At 74.2% G+C, this 19191-nt stretch carries 15 protein-coding genes; 4 read left to right on the forward strand and 11 right to left on the reverse strand.

The annotated features are described in order from the left end of the window. Positions 1–179: 179 nt before the first annotated feature. The 6 genes from AC0VXQ_RS09715 to AC0VXQ_RS09740 form a co-directional block, all read right to left on the reverse strand. Positions 180–1124 (reverse strand): hypothetical protein, encoded by a 945-nt coding sequence (locus tag AC0VXQ_RS09715; protein WP_224799584.1) that lies wholly within the window; start codon positions 1122–1124, stop codon positions 180–182. Positions 1125–1429: 305 nt separating this feature from the next. Continuing rightward, on the reverse strand, positions 1430–2434 hold the full coding sequence (locus AC0VXQ_RS09720) for a glycerophosphodiester phosphodiesterase family protein (protein WP_165869976.1): 1005 nt from the start codon (positions 2432–2434) through the stop codon (positions 1430–1432). A gap of 62 nt (positions 2435–2496) precedes the next feature. Beyond that, positions 2497–3288, reverse strand: coding sequence for a hypothetical protein (locus AC0VXQ_RS09725; RefSeq protein WP_475528565.1), 792 nt, complete (start codon positions 3286–3288; stop codon positions 2497–2499). After that, entirely contained in the window at positions 3285–4121 is an 837-nt protein-coding gene (locus AC0VXQ_RS09730; RefSeq protein ID WP_224799582.1) for an HAD family hydrolase, read from the reverse strand. Before AC0VXQ_RS09730 ends, AC0VXQ_RS09725 begins: the two co-directional genes overlap by 4 nt. Then, on the reverse strand, positions 4122–4661 hold the full coding sequence (locus AC0VXQ_RS09735) for a YbhB/YbcL family Raf kinase inhibitor-like protein (RefSeq protein ID WP_064725297.1): 540 nt from the start codon (positions 4659–4661) through the stop codon (positions 4122–4124). It abuts the gene before it with no gap. 81 nt (positions 4662–4742) lie between these two features. Continuing rightward, the gene (locus AC0VXQ_RS09740) at positions 4743–5681 is read right to left on the reverse strand and encodes a carbohydrate kinase family protein (RefSeq protein ID WP_100464863.1); all 939 of its coding nucleotides are present in this window, start codon (positions 5679–5681) and stop codon (positions 4743–4745) included. Positions 5682–5885: 204 nt separating this feature from the next. Between AC0VXQ_RS09740 and AC0VXQ_RS09745 the strand changes: the two genes are divergently transcribed. Both AC0VXQ_RS09745 and AC0VXQ_RS09750 read left to right on the forward strand, forming a co-directional pair. Then, on the forward strand, positions 5886–6980 hold the full coding sequence (locus AC0VXQ_RS09745; RefSeq protein ID WP_279752256.1) for an excalibur calcium-binding domain-containing protein: 1095 nt from the start codon (positions 5886–5888) through the stop codon (positions 6978–6980). 238 nt (positions 6981–7218) lie between these two features. Next, entirely contained in the window at positions 7219–8670 is a 1452-nt protein-coding gene (locus AC0VXQ_RS09750; RefSeq protein WP_475528569.1) for a glyceraldehyde-3-phosphate dehydrogenase, read from the forward strand. Positions 8671–8799: 129 nt separating this feature from the next. Here AC0VXQ_RS09750 and AC0VXQ_RS09755 read toward each other — a convergent pair whose 3' ends face one another. Then, positions 8800–10131 carry a M18 family aminopeptidase gene (locus AC0VXQ_RS09755; protein WP_224799579.1) on the reverse strand — a complete coding sequence of 444 codons (1332 nt, stop codon included), beginning with the start codon at positions 10129–10131 and terminating at the stop codon, positions 8800–8802. After that, positions 10128–11225: a CPBP family intramembrane glutamic endopeptidase gene (locus AC0VXQ_RS09760; protein ID WP_129357632.1), complete on the reverse strand. Its 1098-nt coding sequence runs from the start codon at positions 11223–11225 to the stop codon at positions 10128–10130. The genes AC0VXQ_RS09755 and AC0VXQ_RS09760 overlap by 4 nt, the downstream gene beginning before the upstream one ends. 104 nt (positions 11226–11329) lie before the next feature. Between AC0VXQ_RS09760 and AC0VXQ_RS09765 the strand changes: the two genes are divergently transcribed. After that, positions 11330–13336 (forward strand): 5-oxoprolinase subunit B/C family protein, encoded by a 2007-nt coding sequence (locus AC0VXQ_RS09765; RefSeq protein ID WP_224799578.1) that lies wholly within the window; start codon positions 11330–11332, stop codon positions 13334–13336. Beyond that, complete coding sequence (locus AC0VXQ_RS09770) at positions 13321–15183, forward strand: acetyl/propionyl/methylcrotonyl-CoA carboxylase subunit alpha (protein WP_196826109.1); 1863 nt, start codon at positions 13321–13323, stop codon at positions 15181–15183. Before AC0VXQ_RS09765 ends, AC0VXQ_RS09770 begins: the two co-directional genes overlap by 16 nt. Positions 15184–15315: 132 nt before the next feature. Here AC0VXQ_RS09770 and AC0VXQ_RS09775 read toward each other — a convergent pair whose 3' ends face one another. The 3 genes from AC0VXQ_RS09775 to AC0VXQ_RS09785 all read right to left on the reverse strand — a co-directional run bounded on the left by AC0VXQ_RS09775 (position 15316) and on the right by AC0VXQ_RS09785 (position 18938). Then, positions 15316–16662, reverse strand: a complete 1347-nt coding sequence (locus tag AC0VXQ_RS09775; RefSeq protein WP_224799577.1) for an NRAMP family divalent metal transporter — start codon at positions 16660–16662, stop codon at positions 15316–15318. A gap of 339 nt (positions 16663–17001) precedes the next feature. Further along, entirely contained in the window at positions 17002–18477 is a 1476-nt protein-coding gene (locus tag AC0VXQ_RS09780) for a TIGR01777 family oxidoreductase (RefSeq protein WP_058743439.1), read from the reverse strand. A 5-nt stretch (positions 18478–18482) separates the two neighbouring features. Then, positions 18483–18938, reverse strand: a complete 456-nt coding sequence (locus tag AC0VXQ_RS09785; RefSeq protein ID WP_224799576.1) for a pyrimidine dimer DNA glycosylase/endonuclease V — start codon at positions 18936–18938, stop codon at positions 18483–18485. Positions 18939–19191: the final 253 nt, after the last annotated feature.

A 19191-nucleotide genomic window follows, 5' to 3' on the forward strand; every position in this document is an offset into this window, starting at 1 on the left:
AGACCGTACCTGCTGGCCGAAACCGTATCGGAGCGACGCCATCAGGACCGCACCGCCGCCCCCCTCACCGCGGCATCCGGTCACCGAGACCGTACGTGGTGGCCGAAACCGTACCCGACGGTACGGTCTCGGCACGTCCGTACGGTCTCGGCCACGGTGTACGGTTTCGCCGCGCCGGCTCAGCCCCATCCGCGCACGCCGAGCTCGGCCGCACGTCGGGCCGCCAGATCCATGAGCCGAGCCTTCAGCTCGGGACGGCGACGCCGCACATCGGCCCACCCGGCGCGCAGCAGCATCACCCCCGCCTCCTGGATGTCCAGCTCCCGCTGCCGCTCCTCGTACAGCTTGGTCCGGGTGTCCCCGTAGTCGAAGTACTTGGCCTTGCCATCAAGCTCCAGCCCCATGCGCAGCGGCTCCCAATCCAGGTCCACCCGCCGGAGACCGCGCCGTGTCTGCACCGACATCTGGGGCCGCGGGGCGGGCAGCCGCAGCTCGTGCACGGCCACCCGCGCCAGGCTCTCCAACGCCGACTCCGACCGGGCGTCCGCGAAGTCGAGCACCCGCCGGACTCTCCTCACGCCGCGAAACCCGGGAGCCCCCTGCAGCAGCCCGAGGACATCCTCCGATGCGACCCCCACCCGCAGCACGTGGTCGGCCAGGACGACGCCGTCCTCGAAGCCCATCGACGCCGCGCAGTCCAGGAGAGTGCGCGGCAGATCCGTCACGGGGATCTGCCCGCCGAGCAGGCTCCGATGCGCCCCGATGCCCGGCCGGTGGTGCACCGCGATCCGGGGATCACGGGTGGAGGGCTTGCCGACGGAGCTGACATGCACGCGGTCGGGCAGACGCAGCAGGGGCAGTCCGTGCAGGAGCGCCGCCGAAGCATCGGAGAAGATCCACGGGGCGGTGGTGCGAGACAGGAACGCGAGGTGCATGGCCAGGCACTGCTGCCGCGGGGACAGCTCCTGCCAACGACGGGCCCGAACGTAGCAGCTGCGGGCGATCCGCACCCAATCGGTCCCGAGGCCGCCCCGACTCGGACGCGGATCCCCATAGCCGAGCTCGCGCAGCTGCTCGGGCTGCAGGATCTCCTCGAGGCTCAGGTCAGCGATCGTCGTTCCCATGCCGGCCAGCATGCCGCACCCTGAGGTGGCCGATGGCGTCTCAGAGGCAGGATTGTGCGGTGTGGGCGCAGGTGGAGGCCACCGTCCACAGATCCGGGAAACGCCAACCCCGCCCCGAACCCGGTGGGACCCGATCACGGCGCCCCAGCAGATCGGTGAGACCGCACCTGGTGGCCGAAACCGTACAGAGGTGTCGAGACCGGACCCGACGGGTGCGGTCTCGGCCACGGTGTACGGTTTCGGCCGCACACCGCGCACCGCACACCGCAGCCAGCAGCCCTTAGCCAGCGGACCGCGAGCGCGGGTCAGGGGCGGGGGAAGAGCTTCCGGGCCAGGTCCGCGCGGTTGGTGACCAGCCCGTCCACGCCCAGCGCGGCCAGGCGGCGCATGTCCTCCGGATCGTCCACGGTCCACACGTCCACCCGCAGGCCGCAGGCGTGCGCAGCATGCAGGAACCGACGGGTCACCACCGGCACCCGCACCGGACCGAGCCGGTGGGACTCCGGAACCTGCAGGGCGTCGAAGGGCGGGACCCACCGGCCGAGCAGCCGCAGCGCGATCCGCCAGCCGGGCCGCACCCAGCGCATCGGCAGCCTGCTGACCAGCAGGAACAGCGCCGTCCCCGCGATCCCCGGGCTGGACGGCGGCAGCGGAGCGCGCCGCTGCTCGGGAACCGAGGCGCCCGAGGCCGCCCCGGAAACCTCCGCGTCGTCTCCGGAGTCGATCCCGCGGCGAGCGGTCGCCCCGGGAGTCTCCGCACCGTCCCCGGAGGCGATGCCGTGGCGAGCGCCCTGCCCGAAAGGCCCGGCCGTCGTCCCCGCCGCGGACCGCCGCGGCCCACCGGTGCCGGCCCCCGACGCGCGCAGGGCGGCCAGCGCGCGGCGTCGTCGGGCATCCGAGAAGGAGGCGATCCGCACCCGGTCCACCGCCCCCGCCTCCCGCAGCACCCGCGGCACGGCTTCCACCGCGCCCTCGTCCTTCAGGTCGATGTTGAACCGGGCCGTGGGGAAGGCCTCGAGGGCTTCGGCCAGGGTCGGGATCCTCTGCCCGTCCGGCAGCCGCACCTCGGCCACCTGCGCGGCACTCAGCTGCGAGACCCGCCCCGGCACCCCGGCCACCCGATCCAGGGAGGGGTCGTGCAGCACCAGCACGACGCCGTCGGCGGTGGTGTTCACGTCCGTCTCGATCCACTCCGCGCCCGCCTCCACCGCGGCGCGGAAGGCCTCCAGGGAGTTCTCCGCGGCTTCGAGGGCCAGGCCACGGTGGGCGTAGACGGTGGGTACGGTGCGGTCACGGGGGCGCTCTGACATGCCCCCGAGCCTAGCGGCCATCCCCGGGGAAGGCGCACCGCCACCGGCACAGCCGCAAGATCCTAGCCGTCCGGGCCCGCCCCGCCGCCGGGAGTCTCGGCGTCGCCTTCCGCGGCCCTCGGGGGTCCGGCGGGCACGTCCAGGATGGTGAACAGCTGCCCGATCACCCGCATCGCGTCCTGCTCCTGGGCGGTGATCGAGGTGGGCGGGTCCGAGACGATCACGACGTCGGCGCGCTCCAGATCCACCCCGTCGTCATCGATGGCCGGACGCACCGTGATCTCCAGGGGGTAGTCGGGGACCTCGAGGGCCGCCCGTCGGGTGGCGGTCATCCCCTGCTCGTCCAGGCGCTCCAGCCGGTACAGCTCATCACGGTCCAGCACGGAGGCCAACCGCGCCAGGCACATCCCCGGGGACAGATCCGCCCGATGCCGCCCGGTCACCTTCCCGTACACGGCCTCGATCTGCCCGGGTCCCGCCGACCGCGCCCCGAAGATCCCCGGGGAGAATCCTCCGGTGCCGAACAGCTGCGCGCCAGACAGCCCCCGGCGAAACGGCGCCAGGGCCTCGCCGAGCGTGGGGCGCGGGGCTGGGCCGGCGTCCTCACCCGCGAGATCCCCGGCGGCCTCCTGCTCCCCGGCATCCCGGCCCCGCTCCCCCGCGCCGCCGCCGCCGCCGCGGCGGAACCTGCCGAGGCCCTGCATCAGCATGGGGACGAGGAAGAGCAGCATCAGGACGACGCCGGGTGGCAGTCCCACCGCCCGCAGCAGCATCGGCCCCAGCAGCACGGCCGCGATCATCAGCCCCACCCGCAGCCCCTCGCCACCGGCCCAGCGGCTCTCCCGCGAGCTCATCGGTCCTCCCGGGTCCCGGCGTCGGCCGCGCCCTCGGCCAGCAGCCGCTCGATGGTCTGGGCGACGCCGTCCTCCTCGAAGCCCGGGCAGGTGCGGCCCACCTCCTCGATGACCTGGGGCCAGCCGGAGGCCATCGCGTATCCGTGTCCGGCCCAGCGCAGCATCGCGGTGTCGTTGGGCATGTCCCCGAAGGCCGCGACCTGCTCCGCCCGGATGCCGCGTTCGGCGCACCAGCGCGCCAGGGTGCGGCCCTTGGACAGCCCGGCCTGGCCGATCTCCGCCAGCGGGAGGGTCGCCACGGCGTGGGTCACGGACACCTGCTCACCGGCCAGCTCCCACACCCGCTCGTACAGCGCCCCCGGATCGGTCCCGTCCTGGCGCACCAGCAGCTTCACGACCCCGGCGTCGGCGGGCAGCACCTGCTCCAGGGGCCCGCGCACGACGTCGGGGGAGGTCTCCAGGACGTTGGTCTGCCCCCAGCCGGGATCCGTGTAGATGCCGTCCAGGGCCTCCGCGGACAGCGCGGCCTCCGGCAGCTCGGCCCGCAGGCGCGCCAGCAGCTGCGGGATGACGCCCGGGTCCACGGTCTCCGATGCCAGGATCCGGTCCGCCCCGAGGTCGTAGATCACGGCGCCGTTGGAGCAGATCGCCACGGACTCGTAGGCCAGCTGCTCGCGCAGGGGCTGCAGCCAGCGGTACGGGCGCCCCGTCACGAACACCACGTCCACCCCCGCGTCCTCGGCGGCCGCGAAGGCCTCGAGAGTGCGGGGACGGAAGCGGAAGTCCGGGCCCAGGACGGTGCCGTCCAGGTCCGTGGCGATCAGCCGGATCACTCAGGAGTCCTCGGCCGGCACCTCGAAGGTGGGGGTCAGGAAGGCGCGGGCGATGCCGTGGAAGAACAGCTGGAAGTTCACGACGGCGGGGCTCGCGCTCTCGTCGATCTCCAGCTGCTCGGTGTCCACCGCGGTCACGCAGAAGATGTACCGGTGGGCGCCGTGCCCGGCGGGCGGGGCGGCGCCGGTGAAGTCACGGTTCCCGCCGTCGTTCAGATGCTTGATCACCCCGTCGGCGATCTCCCCGGAGGCCCAGTCCCGCGGCAGGGAGGTGACCTCGGCCGGGATGTTGGACACGCAGGCGTGCCAGAAGCCGGAGGGGGTGGGGGCGTCCGGGTCGAAGCAGGTCAGCACGTAGGACTTGGTGCCCTCCGGTGCCCCGGACCAGGACAGCTGCGGGGCGACGTCCTGCCCGCCGTCCACGCCCATGGCCCCGGAGGCGAACTCGACGGGCATGGGCTGACCCTCGGCGACGTCCTCGGAGGTCAGGGTGAAGGTCGGCAGCTCGGGCAGGCCCTCGTAGGGGCGGCGGTCCAGCATGGGATTCTCCTTCGTCGGGTGTCGGTGGTTCGGTCCGGCCCTGACGGGGGCCGGGGGTCGGTGTCGGTTCGGCCGGTCGGCTCAGCTGTCCAGGGCGGCGTCCAGCTCCTCGCGGGTGGGCGGGTTGGCCCCGGCCCGGGAGACGGTGATGGCGGCGGCCGCGGCGGCGCGCTCGAGGATGCTCTGCAGGTCCTCGCGGTCCAGCTCCCCCAGACGCTCGGCGGCCTCCCGGCCGGTGACGCCGCGGTCCGCGAGCGCGCTGAGCAGCCCCGCCATCAGCGCATCACCTGCGCCGACGGTGTCCGCGACCTCGGTGGTGCGGGCGGGCACGCTCACGCCGTCGGGCGCGGTGGCCCGGGTCAGGGCCCAGGACCCCAGGGCGCCGCGGGTCACGACCACCAGCCCGGGGCCGGCCTCGAGCCAGGCCGCGGCGGTCTGCTCGACGGTGCGGTGCGGGTACAGCCACAGCAGGTCCTCGTCGGAGGCCTTGACGACGTCGGCGTGCTCCACCACGGCCTCCGCGCGGGCGCGGGCCGCGGAAGCGTCCGGGACGATGCTGGGGCGGCAGTTGGGGTCGTAGGAGATCAGCGCGTGGGGGGCGGCGGTGCGCACGGCGTCGAGCACCGTCTGGGCACCGGGGTCCAGCATCGCGCCGATCGAGCCGACGTGCAGCACCTCGGCCGCGGTGAGCAGCTGCGGCAGCTGGTCGGCGACGGCGTCGAGATTCCAGTCCAGGGTGAAGTCGTACTCCGCGGCGCCGTCCTCGGCGAGGGTGGCTTCGGCGACCGGAGTGGGGCGCTCGTCGGCGGGCACGGGGATCTCCACGCCGGCGCCCTCCAGGTGCTCGCGCACCAGCTGCCCGTGCTCGTCCTGGCCGTGGCGGCCGATGAAGCGCACGGGGTGGCCCAGCCGGGCCAGGCCGACGGCGACGTTCAGGGGGCTGCCGCCGGGCAGCGTGCGCGGGGCGTCGTCATGGGGGCGGACCACGTCCACGAGGGCTTCTCCGATGACCGTCAGCATGCTCCCACTCTACCGAGGGGCCCGGCGTGGGTGAACCAGGCCACCACGGGGTCGTCGCCGAAGCGGACAGCCCGAGGGATCACCGGTCATCAGGTCCTGCCCAGGGGTTTTTGAGGGTACGCTGAGCCTGGTCTGGATGACCCAGCCGCCTTCCCCGGCCGGCCGTCACCGACCCCATCGCATTCGCTGAACCCAAGGATCATCATGACCGCTCCCCGCCCGCTGCGCGCCCTCGTCGGCGTCGGTGCCTCTCTGACCCTGGCCGGCGGCCTCCTGCTGGGCGGCCTGCCCGCCCAGGCCGACGAGACCCCCGCCCCGACCGCACCGACGGCCACCGCCCCGGTGGTTCCGGCGGACACCACCGTCACCCGCACGTACCCGGATGGCGCTGCGGCCACCATGGATGTGGCCTGGGCTCAGGGTCGGACCCTGCACGTGTCCGGCACCGGCTTCTTCGCCGAGGACGGCAAGACCCCCTCGACCATCGCCATCAAGCTGACCTCCGGCACGGACAAGCTGAACAACGGCGCCGTGACCGCCCAGTTCCAGGCGCAGGCCGACGGCACCTTCTCCGTCGAGCTGCCGTACCCCACCATCGCCAACGGCGGGGCGATCCGCCAGGGCAAGGCCGATTCCTCCGAGGAGCTGAAGATCGGCGAGCCGGTGGGTGTGAACCTGCTGACCGGCTCGCTGCAGACCGGCGACCGGATGCGCGGCGGCCCCATCGGCTACGCCGCGATCACCGCCGCCCCCGCACCCACCGAGGACCCGACGCCGGAGCCAACCACGGACCCGACGACCGATCCGACCGGCGAGCCGACCCCGGTGCCGAGCACCGAGCCCACCTCCCCGGCGCCCACCACCGATCCTTCCGAGGAGCCCAGCGAGACCCCGACCGCTGATCCCTCCGCCTCGACCGAGCCGGGCGCACAGCCCTCCGCATCGGCCAGCACCCAGCCCGAAGCCTCCGCCAGCCCCACCGGCTACCAGAACTGCCGAGCCGTCTGGGATGACCTGGGTCGGTCCATCCACTCCGATGAGCCCGGCTACTCCCTGGATCTGGATGCCGACCGCGACGGCATCGGCTGCGAGCAGGAGCCCGACTACACGAGTGACAACGGCACCGGCGGGTACGGCTCCGGGGCCTCCGGTTCCGGCACCACCGGCGCCGGCTCCGCCAGCGGCCTGGCCAGCACGGGTCTGGGCCGTCAGGCCGGGCTGATCGTCTCCGGCGGGCTGTTCGTGCTCGCCGCAGGCACCGCCCTGGTCGTGTTCGGACGCCGCCGCTCCGCCGAGTAGCACCGCCCCGAGCGCATCCCGCCGCGGATCCCCGCGACGGCACACGCGACGCACGCCCCCGGACCCCGCGGTCCAGAGGCGTGCGTCGTCTCATCGGCCGGTCCCGGCGTCGGATAAGGTGGTGGGGTACCCCACAATGACGTGAGCTCCGCCCCGTACCGCCGACCCCGCAGCCCCGTCCGCCCCGCCGCGGATGCGGGCCGCCCCGGGGACGCGGCACCCCGGGGCGGGAAGGAGAATGGATCCCGCCGTGAGCACCCCCACCACCCCCGCCGCCTGGTCCCGCCGCGAAGAGCTGGCCGAGCAGATGATCCCCCTGATCGGCCGCCTGCACCGGGAGAACCAGGTGGTGGTCAACATCCACGGGCGCAGCCTCATCAACCGGTCCGTCACGGACATCATCAAGGCCCACCGGTGGGCCCGGCAGATCGACACCGTGGAGCTGGACCTGGAGGAGACCCTCCCCCTGGTGCAGGCCCTGACCGAGCTGGAGCTGGGCGCGGCCTCCGTGGACCTGGCCCGACTGAACTCCCTGTACCGCAGCGAGGGCGAGGGCCGGGAGCTGGACGCCTGGCTGCGCGAGCAGCTGGCCGAGGTGGTCGGGGGGAAGGGCCGGACCGAACCCGCCGGGCAGGATGTGGTGCTCTACGGCTTCGGGCGCATCGGCCGGCTGCTGGCCCGCATCCTCATCGAGCGCGGGGCCGGCTCGGGGCTGAACCTGCGCGCCGTCGTCGTGCGGAAGAACGCGGAGAACGACCTGTTCAAGCGCGCCTCCCTGCTGCGCCGGGACTCCGTGCACGGCGCGTTCAACGGCACCATCCAGGCGGACCCGGAGACGGACGTGATCACCGCCAACGGGGTGCCGATCCAGTTCATCTACTCCTCGGACCCGGCCGCCGTGGACTACGAGCGGTACGGGATCCGCGATGCGGTGGTCATCGACAACACCGGCCGCTGGCGCGATGAGGAGGGCCTGTCCCAGCACCTGAAGGCCAAGGGCGTGGCGAAGGTCCTGCTGACCGCGCCGGGCAAGGGGGACCTGAAGAACATCGTGTGCGGGGTCAACGACCACGTCATCGAGGACTCGGACCGGATCCTGTCCGCCGCCTCCTGCACCACCAACGCGATCACCCCGGTGCTGAAGGTGCTCGACGACGAGTACGGCGTCTCCCACGGCCATGTGGAGACCGTCCACTCCTTCACCAATGACCAGAACCTCATCGACAACTTCCACAAGGGGGACCGCCGCGGCCGCTCGGCGGCCCTGAACATGGTGCTGACCGAGACCGGCGCGGCCAAGGCCGTGGCCAAGGCCCTGCCGCAGATGGCGGGCAAGCTCACCGGCAACGCGATCCGTGTGCCCACCCCGGACGTGTCCATGGCGATCCTGAACCTGCGGCTGGGCAAGGCCCCGGAGTCCAAGGAGTCCCTGAACGCCTACCTGCGGGACATGTCCCTGAACTCCCCGCTGCGCAAGCAGATCGACTACACGGACTCCCACGAGGTGGTCTCCACGGACTTCGTGGGCTCCCGGCGCGCGGGCATCGTGGACGGGCTGGCGACCATCGTCTCCGGGGATTCTGTGGTGCTCTACGTCTGGTACGACAACGAGTTCGGCTACTCCTGCCAGGTGATCCGGGTGGTGGAGGAGATGGTCGGGGCCCACCCGGCGAGCTTCCCGCAGGACTGACCCGCGTCCGGCGCCGAGCCGTCAATCCGGGAGGGATGTCCCCGAAAATCGGGGATCGTCCCTCCCGGATTGACGGCTCGGCGCTGAGAATTCTTGGCGCTGGAACGTCTTGGCGCCGGGGAGGAGCGCTCAGGCGCGGTAGAAAGCCTCGATGACGGCGCCCAGCGCGGCGGCGTCCTCGATGTGGCACATCTCCCGGGCCGAGTGCATGGACAGCAGGCCCAGCCCGACGTCGATGGTGCGCATCCCCAGGCGAGTCGCGGTGATGGGTCCGATGGTGGAGCCGCACGGGACGTCGTTGTTGGACACGAACTCCTGATACCGGGCCCCCGCGTCACGGCAGGCCTGCGCCCAGATCGCCGCGCCCACCGCGTCCGTGGCGTAGCGCTGATTCGCGTTGATCTTCAGCAGCGGCCCGCGGCCGGGCTGCGGACGGTTGACCGGGTCGTGATGCCCCGAATAGTTCGGGTGGACCAGGTGCCCGGCGTCGGAGGACAGGCACACCGAGGCCGCCAGGGCCCGGCGGTACTCCTCCGGGGAGTCCCCGCGGGCCGCGCTGATCCGCACCAGCAGGTCCTCCAGGATGGGTCCGGCGGCCCCGGATCGGGTGGAGGAGCCGATCTCCTCGTGGTCGAAGGCCACCAGCACCAGGGTCTGCTCCGACGCCGAGCCGCCGGCGGCCGCCGCACCGATCAGGGCCTGCACTCCGGCGTGCACCGAGGAGAGGTTGTCCAGCCGCCCCGCGGCCAGGAACTCCTCCTCCGCGCCGAACAGCCGCGGCTCCTGGGCATCGGCCAGCACCACGTCCCAGCCCAGGACCCGCTCCGGGGCCACCGGCGCCGGGTGGGCCCCCGCGGCGTCCAGGGCCTGTTCGCCCAGGTGGGCCAGCACATCCTGCGGCTCCTCCCCCGCCGCCCAGATCGGCTGGGTGTGCCGCTGACGGTCCAGGGTCAGCCCCTCATTCTGCGTGCGGTCCAGGTGGATGGCCAGCTGCGGGATCCTGGCCACCGGACCCGTGGCCACCAGACGCTGCCCGAGGCTCCCATCCTCCTCGCGCACGGCCAGGCGCCCGGCCAGACGCAGCTCCCGGTCCAGCCACGAGTTCAGCAGGGCCCCGCCGTACACCTCGACGCCCAGCTGGCTCCAGCCCAGGGACCCGGTGCTCGGGTGCGGCTTCAGCTTGAAGGAGGGCGAGTCCGTGTGCGCGCCGAGGACGCGGAAGCCCCCAGCCCGCTGCCCGCTCTCCGGCTGCACCCAGGCCAGCAGGGCGCCGTCGCGCCGCAGGAAGTACCCGCCCGGAGCCGTGGGGAAGGAGTCGGACTCCCGCACCGGGGTGAAGCCCGCGGCCTCCAGGCGGCGGGCCCCCTCGGCGGCGGCGTGGAAAGAAGACGGCGAGGCGGCGAGGAAGCGGCCCAGATCCAGGGCGTGCTCGCGGGCGTCGGGAATGGGGGCGGTGGTCATGGATTCCTCCTGGATTCGGGGATGGGGTCGAATCGGGTCGGCGGGGGCGCCATCGGCGGGGCCATGAGGGGCATGCGCAGGCGCGGCAGGTTCCGGCGTCGGGCCAGGCGCACCACCAGCAGGGCGTACAGCCCGTCCACCACGACGGCGACCACCAGGTCCCCCGGGGCCCCGCCGGACGAGGCCGTGGGATCCGCCCAGCCGATCAGCCCGAGGCCCAGGCCGATGACGTTGTTGGCCGAGTGCAGGCCGATCGCCGCCTCCAGTCCGCCGGTGCGCCAGGTGAGGTAACCCGCCACGACGGCGAGCACCCCCACGCTGGCCTGCCCCCACGGATCGTAGCCGTGGCCCAGGACGAACACCGGCACCGGCAGCAGGATGGCCCACGCGGGGTGACGCAGCCAGCGGCCCAGGGTCTGCATGGGCAGGCCCCGGAAGACCACCTCCTCGGTGGCGCACTGCACCGGCACCAGCAGCAGGATCATCACGAGGATCGCCAGGCTGGTCCCGCCGTTCCAGACGGTCTGCGGCAGGCCCGCCTGCGCCGCGCCGGTCTCCGCCTGCTCCACGGGCAGCAGCATCATCACCGCCTGCACCGCGACGAACACGGCGACGGCGAGCCCCGTGCACCGGGTCAGCCAGCCCCAGCGCAGGCGCCCGGCCGCGGAGAGGATCAGACCGATCGGGCGGGGCCCCATCACCAGGCGACCCACCAGCACGGCCGGCAGCATCACGATGATGCCGAGGAAGGTCATCAGGAAGATCCCGGGGCGGGTGAACAGCTCCACCGGGTACCCGGAGGGCCCCAGCTCGATCCGCGCGGAGGCGGGGTCCCCGGCGTGGACGGCGAACCAGACCAGCCCGAGGGCGAAGGACAGCGCGAGGTACACGGCTCCGGCCAGCGGAATCTCGACCAGCGGGGACCACCAGCGGTGCCGCGGATCGGCGAGCGCGAGCCGGTGGTAGGCCAGCCCGGCGGCGGGTGCGGGTGCCTGGCCCGGCTGGGCGTGCCGGGTGTCCGGGCGGGGGCCGACGTCGTGAGGGGGCTCGGCGGGCGGCGTCGCGCCGGGGCGCTCGGGCGGGGGCTGGACCATGGTCTCCACTGTATCCATCCGCCTCCCGGCCCTTCCGGACGAGTCGTGACCCGAGCTATAGACTGGTGGGAATCGCCGTCCGCCGCCCCGCCGGAAGGAGTGCCGTGCCGCAGCCACCCGCCGACGCCGCCCCTGCCCTGCACGCGCTGGGCCCGCGCGCGGTGCTCGCAGATCTGCCGGACCTGGCCGCCGTCCTGGACCTGCGGGAACGGGTGCTCGCCGATCCGCCGGAGCACCTGCTGGCCGGGCGCGCCGGGACCGTGCCCGCCGCGCGGACCCTCCTGCTGCGCTTCGACCGACCCCTGGACGAGGCCGCCCGCACCCGCCTCGCCCGGCACCTGGGCCGACTCACGGCCCAGGATCCGGGAGCGCAGGCGCCGGCAGACCGGGAGCGCGTGGTGGAGATCCCCGTGCGCTACGACGGCGCGGATCTGACCGCCTGCGCGGAGCACCTGGGCTGCACCCCCGAGGAGGTGGTGCGCCGCCACACCGAGACCCGCTGGCGGGCCGGATTCGCTGGCTTCGCCCCGGGCTTCGCCTACCTCACCCCGGACGGCGGAGCGGACGGCACTCCGGACGCCACAGGCCCCGGCGGGCTCGAGGTGCCGCGTCGGGACTCCCCGCGCACCCGGGTGCCGGCCGGCTCGGTGGCCCTGGCCGGGACCTTCTCCGCGGTCTACCCGCAGGACTCCCCCGGAGGCTGGCAGCTCATCGGACGCACCGACGCCCCGCTGTGGGACGTGGACCGCGACCCTCCAGCGCTGATCGCCCCCGGCGACGTCGTGCGGTTCCGGGAGATCACCGACGACGCCGACGACGCCGAGCCCCGCGGGGCGGCGGAGGATTCCCCCGACGGCTCACCTCGTGCGACCGATCGGGACTTCGGCGCGGCCGCCGAGACTCCGGAGCCCCGCACCGTCCGGGACGACACCGGGGCGGAGCAGACCGCCGCCCGGCTGCGGATCCTCGCCCCGGGGCTGTCCACCACGCTGCAGGACGCCGGGCGGCCGGGGCTGGATGACCTCGGCGTCGGGCCCTCCGGGTGGGCCGATCCCCTCGCGGCGCACGCGGCCAACCGGCTGGTCGGCAACCCGCCGGGCTCGGCCGTGCTGGAGAACGCGCTGGGCCGGCTGCGGGTGATGGTCCCGGAGGACGCCCCGGATGCGGTGCTGGCGCTGACCGGAGCGCGAGTGCAGGCGAGCCTCTCCGGTTCCGATACTCAGGGACCGCGGCCCGCGCCCCTGGATCGGCCCTTCCTGCTGCGCGCCGGGCAGACCCTGGAGATCGGTCCGGTCCGGTGTGGCCTGCGCCTGGTGCTGGCCGTGCGCGGCGGCTTCACGGGTCGGGCCGTGCTGGGGTCCCTGGCCACGGACACCCTCTCCGGGGCGGGCCCGGCGCCCCTGACCCGCGGGGACGAGGTGCCCGTGGGGCCGACCCCGCGCGCCGCCGTCGAGCCGTGGTGCCCGCCGGTGCCCCTGCCCGAGGACGACGCCGTGCTGCGCCTGCCGCTGGCCCCGGGGCCGCGTGCGGACTGGTTCGCCGACGACTCCATGGCCGCCCTGCACCGGAGCGTGTGGCGGGTGGCCGAGCAGTCGGATCGGGTGGCGGCCCGCCTAGAGCCCGAACCCGCCGACGCCGTCGGGGCTGTCGGGGTCGAGGACCGCGGGCCGGCGTCCGGGCGGGGGTCCTCATCCGACGCCGATGCCGCCCGCACTGACGCCGCTCAGACCGCAGGCTCCGGCGCCGTCGCGGCCGGGCTGCGTCGCACTCCGGAGCGCGAGGGGGCGGAGCTGGCCTCCGAACCTCTGGTGCGCGGGTCCGTGCAGATCCCGCCGAACGCGCACCCGGTGGTGTTCCTGGCCGACCGTCCCGTGACCGGCGGCTACCCGGTCCTCGGTCTCGTGGCCCCCGAGCACCTGCGGCTGCTGGCCCAGGCCCCGCCGGGCACGCGCGTGGTGCTGGAGCCGCCCGCCATCACCCCGGCCGCACCCGCCGACCAGCCCGCCGGCGTCGTCGCAGGCCCCGATTCGCCTGACCCCGCCAGCGTCGCCCGCCCCGATTCCCCCGAGACCGCCGCACCCACCGAGGAGAGCCGATGCGCACCGTCCTGATCGCCAACCGCTCCGAGATCGCCGTGCGGATCATCCGCGCCTGCGCCGAGCGCGGCATCCGCACCGTCGCCGTGTACGCCGATGCCGACGCCGAGGCGCCGCACGTGCTCCTGGCCGACGAGGCCTACGCCCTGGAGGGGGATTCCCCCGCCGAGACGTACCTGGATCAGCGGAAGCTGCTGGAGATCGCCCGGCGCGCCGAGGCCACGGATGTGCACCCCGGCTACGGGTTCCTCGCCGAGTCGGCGGGCTTCGCCCGGGCCGTGATCGCGGCGGGTCTGCGGTGGATCGGCCCGTCCCCGGAGACCATCGAGGCGCTGGGGGACAAGATCCGGGCGCGGGAGATCGCCCGGGCGGCCGGCGCCCCGCTGGCCCCGGGCACGGACGGCCCGCTGGAGGATGCCGCCCAGGCGCGGGCCTTCGCCGAGGAGCACGGGCTGCCCATCATCATCAAGGCCGCCCACGGAGGCGGGGGCCGCGGGATGCGCGTGGTGCGCGAGGTCGACGAGGTGGGGGAGGCCTTCGAGGCCGCGGCTCGGGAGGCGCGCGGGGCCTTCGGGCGCGGGGAGTGCTTCGTGGAGCGCTTCCTGGAGCGGCCCCGGCACGTGGAGGCGCAGGTGGTGGCCGATGCCGCGGGCGGCGTCGTCGTGCTGGGCACCCGGGACTGCTCCCTGCAGCGGCGCAACCAGAAGCTCGTGGAGGAGGCACCCGCGCCCTTCCTCACCGAGGAGCAGCGGCGCACCCTCGAGGGCGCGGCCGCGGCGATCTTCCGGGAGGCCGGGTACGTCAACGCCGGAACGTGCGAGTTCCTGGTGGGCGCGGACGGGCTGATCAGCTTCCTGGAGGTCAACACCCGCATCCAGGTGGAGCACCCGATCACCGAGGAGGCCTACGGGGTGGACCTGGTGGGGCTGCAGCTGGACGTCGCCGCCGGGGAGCCCCTGCCCTTCGACGAGGCGCCCGCACCGCGCGGGCACGCCATCGAGTTCCGGATCAACGCCGAGGATCCGGGCCGCGGCTTCCTGCCTGCCGGGGGCGCGGTGCGCGCGCTGGCCCTGGGCGGCGGTCCCGGGGTGCGGGTGGATGCCGGGGTGGGTCCGGGCACGACGGTGGCCGGGGAGTTCGACTCCCTGCTGGCCAAGCTGGTGGTCACCGCCCCGACCCGCCGGCAGGCGCTGGCCCGGGCGCGCACGGTGCTGCGGGAGGCCGCGGTGGACGGGGTGGCCACGACCCTGCCCTTCCACCGGGCGGTGCTGGCACGCCCGGAGTTCGCGGCCGAGGAGGCGGAGGGCTTCGGGGTGCACACCACGTGGATCGAGGAGACGCTGACCCCGGATCTCGAGCCCGACGGCGGCTACGCCGCGCCCCGGTTCGCGGACCCGTGGGGCGAGGACGGCGGCTCCTCCGGCCCCGCTGGCGTGGCGGCCGCGGTGGAGGTGGAGGGCCGCAGGCTGCGGGTGCGCCTGCCCGAGACCGCTCTGGCGGCCCTGGGCGAGGGGCTGGGCCGGCACCTGGCCGCGGCGCCGGGCGGGCGCGGTGCCTCGGGCGGTTCGGCGGGGTCCGGCGCTTCCGCGGGTGCGGGCGGTTCCGGGGGCGCTGACTCTGGTGAGGGGGCGGCCGACGGCGCGGGCGGCGTCGTCGTGGAGGCCCCGCTGGCCGGCTCCCTGGTGCGCTGGGTCGCCGAGGACGGCGCCCAGGTAGCCGAGGGCGAGCGGCTCGCGGTGCTGGAGGCCATGAAGACCGAGATGCCGGTGGAGGCTCCGGGAGCGGGGGTGTTCCACCGGGCGGAGCTGGAGCCGGGGGCCAAGGTCGCCGCGGGCACGCAGCTGGGGCGCATCACCGGCTGACCCGCCGCCCGAGGCGCCGCGCTGATCGGGCCGCGCAATCATCCCCGCGCGACGGCGGTTCGGGGCCCTGGTCCGGCCGAGCGGCCGCTGGTTGGAATCGCTCGCCGCGCCGTCGCACCGCTGCGGACCCCGTCAACCCCACAGCTTCCCGAGGCTCTGCACGGCGTTGGCACCCAGCCACAGGGTCAGGGCCCACACCGCCACGCCCACCGCGATCAGCCACGCCGGGTAGCGGTACCCGTGCAGGAGATCCCGGCGTCGGAAGATCGCCACCACCAGGATCACCGTGAAGCCGACGGGCAGGATCAGCCCGTTGACCGTCCCCGCGATGATCAGCAGGTTGGCCGGGGCCGTGCCCAGGGAGGCGAACACGATGGTGGAGACCACGATCATCGCCACCGTCAGCCCGTTGCGCACCAGGGGACGAGCCGTGCGCGGGACCATGAAGGACACCGAGGTGTACGCCGCCCCGATCACCGAGGAGATGGCTGCGGCCCACAGGATCAGCCCGAACAGCCGCAGCCCCACCTCCCCGGCCGCGTGCTGGAAGGCGCTGGCGGCGAGATTTCCACCGGCCAGCTGCGCCCCGCCGGCCACCACCCCCAAGATCGCCAGGAACAGCAGGAAGCGCATGATCCCGGTGACCACGATGGAGACCACGGAGGCGTTGGAGATCGAGCGGACCTCCTCCACCCCGTGCACCCCGGCGTCGACCATCCGGTGCGCCCCGGCGTAGGTGATGTACCCGCCCACGGTCCCGCCGATCAGCGTGATGATCACAGCCATGTCGATGACGTCCGGGGCCACGGACTGGCGCAGCGCCTCCCCCACCGGCGGATTCGAGACCACCGCGACGTACCCGGTGATCAGGATCATCACCACCCCGAGGACGACGACGATCCGGTCCAGCGCCGCCCCGGCCTTCCGGGACAGGAACACCGTCACCGCCAGGGCCGCCGTGAGGATCCCGCCCCAGGTGGGGTCCAGCCCGAGCAGGGCGTTCAGCCCCAGGCCGCCGCCGGCGACGTTGCCGACGTTGAACACGAAGCCGCCGAAGACCACGAAGGCCGCCAGCACCGCGCCCAGCCCCGGCACCAGGGCACCGGCCAGCTGGTTGGCGCGCAGCCCGGACACGCCGATGACCCGCCACACGTTCAGCTGCACCGCGATGTCCACGAGGATCGAGAGCAGGATCGCGAAGGCGAAGGCCGCCCCGAGCTGCACCGTGAAGTTGGCGGTCTGGGTGATGAATCCGGGGCCGATCGCGGAGGTCGCCATGAGGAACAGCGACCCCAGCAGGATGGAGCGCTTGGACTCGGTGTGCGGCAGGCGCTGCTTGGCGACGACGTCGCCCGCGGCCGTGCGCGGCGTCGGCTCCGTGACGGGGTGCCCGGCGGCGTCGGGGGCCTGACGGTGATGACGGCGGGGGCGACGGTCGCGGCGTTCGCGGAGGGGGCGGCGGGAGGGCTCAGGGGTCATGGCGGGGCCTCTCGGAGCATCGGCGTGACACGGCACATGCGAGCCTACCAGCGCGAGCGCCCCCGAGACGGCGCTCCCGTACCCGGTTTCGGCGAAAGTGGGAACCGATGCGCCGGGTCGCGGCAGGGACGAGCCAGAAAGGGAACGATTGCGCCGGGTCACGGAAGAAGCTCAGGGCCCGCCTCGCCGAGACGGCACTCCCGCACCCACCCGTCACCGAGACGGTGCTTTCGTACCCGGTTTCGGCGGAAGTGGTAACGATTGCGCCGGGTCACGGGAGGGACCAGGCGGTATGGGAACGGATGCGCCGGGTCGCGAGAAGGTCGGGCGGGGCCGGGGTCAGACGAAGCGGCCCAGGGTCAGGCGCAGGGCGTCCTCCAGGTCCTCGAAGCGGAAGCGGTACCCGGCCTCCCGCAGCGCCGCCGGGTCCATCGCGACGTCGGCCAGGGCCAGTTCCCGGGCGCCCTGCCGGCCCAGCACGGCCGCCGGGGCCGCGGCGGGGGTCGGGACGACGGCGGGGCGGCGCAGCACCCGGCCCAGGGTGCGGGCGAACTCCCGCTGGGTCACCGGGTTCGGGGCGGCGGCATTGAGCGGACCGGAGATCTCCGGGTTCGCGAGCGCGACGGCGTAGATCTGGACGAGGTCGTGCAGGGAGATCCACGGCTGGCGCATCCGACCCCCGCCCATCGGGCCGCCGGCCCCGGCCAGGTACAGCGGCAGCTGGACACCCAGCAGACCGCCGGCCGCGCTGAGCACCAGGCCGGTGCGCACCAGGGCCACCCGGATCCCGAAGTCCTCGGCGCGGCGGGCCTCGGCCTCCCAGCGGCGGCACACCTCGGCGAGGAAATCCGTTCCGGACGGGGATGCCTCGGTGACGGGTCCGGCGTCGTGGCCGTAGTACCCGGAGGCCGAGGCGCTGACCAGGGTCATCGGCCCGTCCTCGCCCGCCGCCTGCGTCATCGCGGTGACCAGGGTCCGGGTGGCGTCCAGCCGGGAATGCAGCACGGCCCGGCGGTGGGCGTCGGTGAAGCGCCCGGCGATGCCCGCCCCGGAGAGGTTCACGACGGCGTCGGCCCCGGCCAGCAGCTGCGGGTCCAGGACCCCGTGGGCCGGATCCCAGGTGATGACGTCCGCGTCCAGGCGCACCGAGGGGCCCTCCCGGCGCTGCAGGGTGATGACCCGGTGCCCGCCGGCGCGCAGCAGGGCGCTCAGCTGCGTGCCGACCAGCCCCGAGGCCCCGGCGATCACCACGGTCATCGGCTCGGGGCGGATCCCGCGCAGGGCGGCGTGGAAGTCCAGGTCAGCGCGAGTCTGGCGGGTCCGGTACTCGAAGACGCGCTCCAGCTGCCGCCGCATCTCCCGGACGCTGAACCCGATCCTCGCATCCAGTCGGGCCGGCAGCTCGTAGTCCACCTCGTCGTGCACGCGGGTGGCCGCCGCCTCCGTGCCGCCCTCCACCTCACCGTCGCCGTCCCGGGCGCCCCCGGGAGCGTCGGAGAAGACGTGGTGGTGGGTCCAGGAGCGCAGGGGCCCGCGGTCCATGACGTCCGTGAAGGTCTCCCCCGGGGTGTGCTCGGTGTGCACCGCGGTCCAGCGGACCCCGGCGTGCAGGGAACCGGGCAGGAAGGTCTCCGCCCACGGCAGGCCCATCAGCAGCTTGGTCACCGACCCGCGGTCCAGCCCGTCGGTGGGCTCCTGCAGCACGGTGCCGCTGAACTCCGGGGTGAGCCGTCGGATGGCCCCGGGGGAGCCGTACCAGCCGGTCACGGTCGAGCGCGGGTGGTCTATGACGGCGTCGTGGGTGTAGGTGCTCATGGGGCTCACCTGGCTTTCTCCCAGTCCGCGATGGGACCGGGGACGATGGTGAACAGGGGGTGCGGGCTGATGCGCCCGGCCTCCCTGTCGGTGCGCAGCGCGGGAACCCGCTCCGGGTCCCGCACGGCGAGCTTCTCGGCGAGGAATCCCGCCTCGTAGTCGATCTGCCCGGCGCTCACCAGGATCGGGTCCAGGGCCTGCGCGCGCGCGAGGGCCTCGGCGTCGATCTTCGCGGCGTCGAAGCGGTACCCGCGGCGAGCGGAGTCGGCGTGCAGCTCCCGCAGGAACATCGCGATCCCCGCCAGCGGGTCCGGGCAGGCGCGGAAGCGGGCCAGCTGCGGGTGGTTCCGATACCCGGTGGTCCGCCCCTGCAGCACCTTCTGGGCCAGCAGGGCCTCACGCCACCCGGCCACCAGGCCCTTTGGGTCGAGGTAGCGCGGGTGCAGGCTCCACAGTCGCACGGTGGCCTCCTCTTCGGATGGGGGCGCTCGCCGACGGACCGCCCTCTCTCGGCCCACGCTACCGCGCGGAAGGCGCCCCGGCCGCCCGCAGGCCGCCGCGCCTCCCAAAGGGATCCGCTGGTCAGGGCGCGGTCCGGGCGTCATCGAGCACCGAAGCTCGCACCATCGAGTAGGGTGTTCGGGCATCCCCGATCACCCGCCGCCGGCCCCGCGCGCGACGACGACGCCGCGTCAGCCTCCGCCGTCGGCCCGC

The organism is Rothia sp. QJM3NY_36, assembly GCF_056173115.1.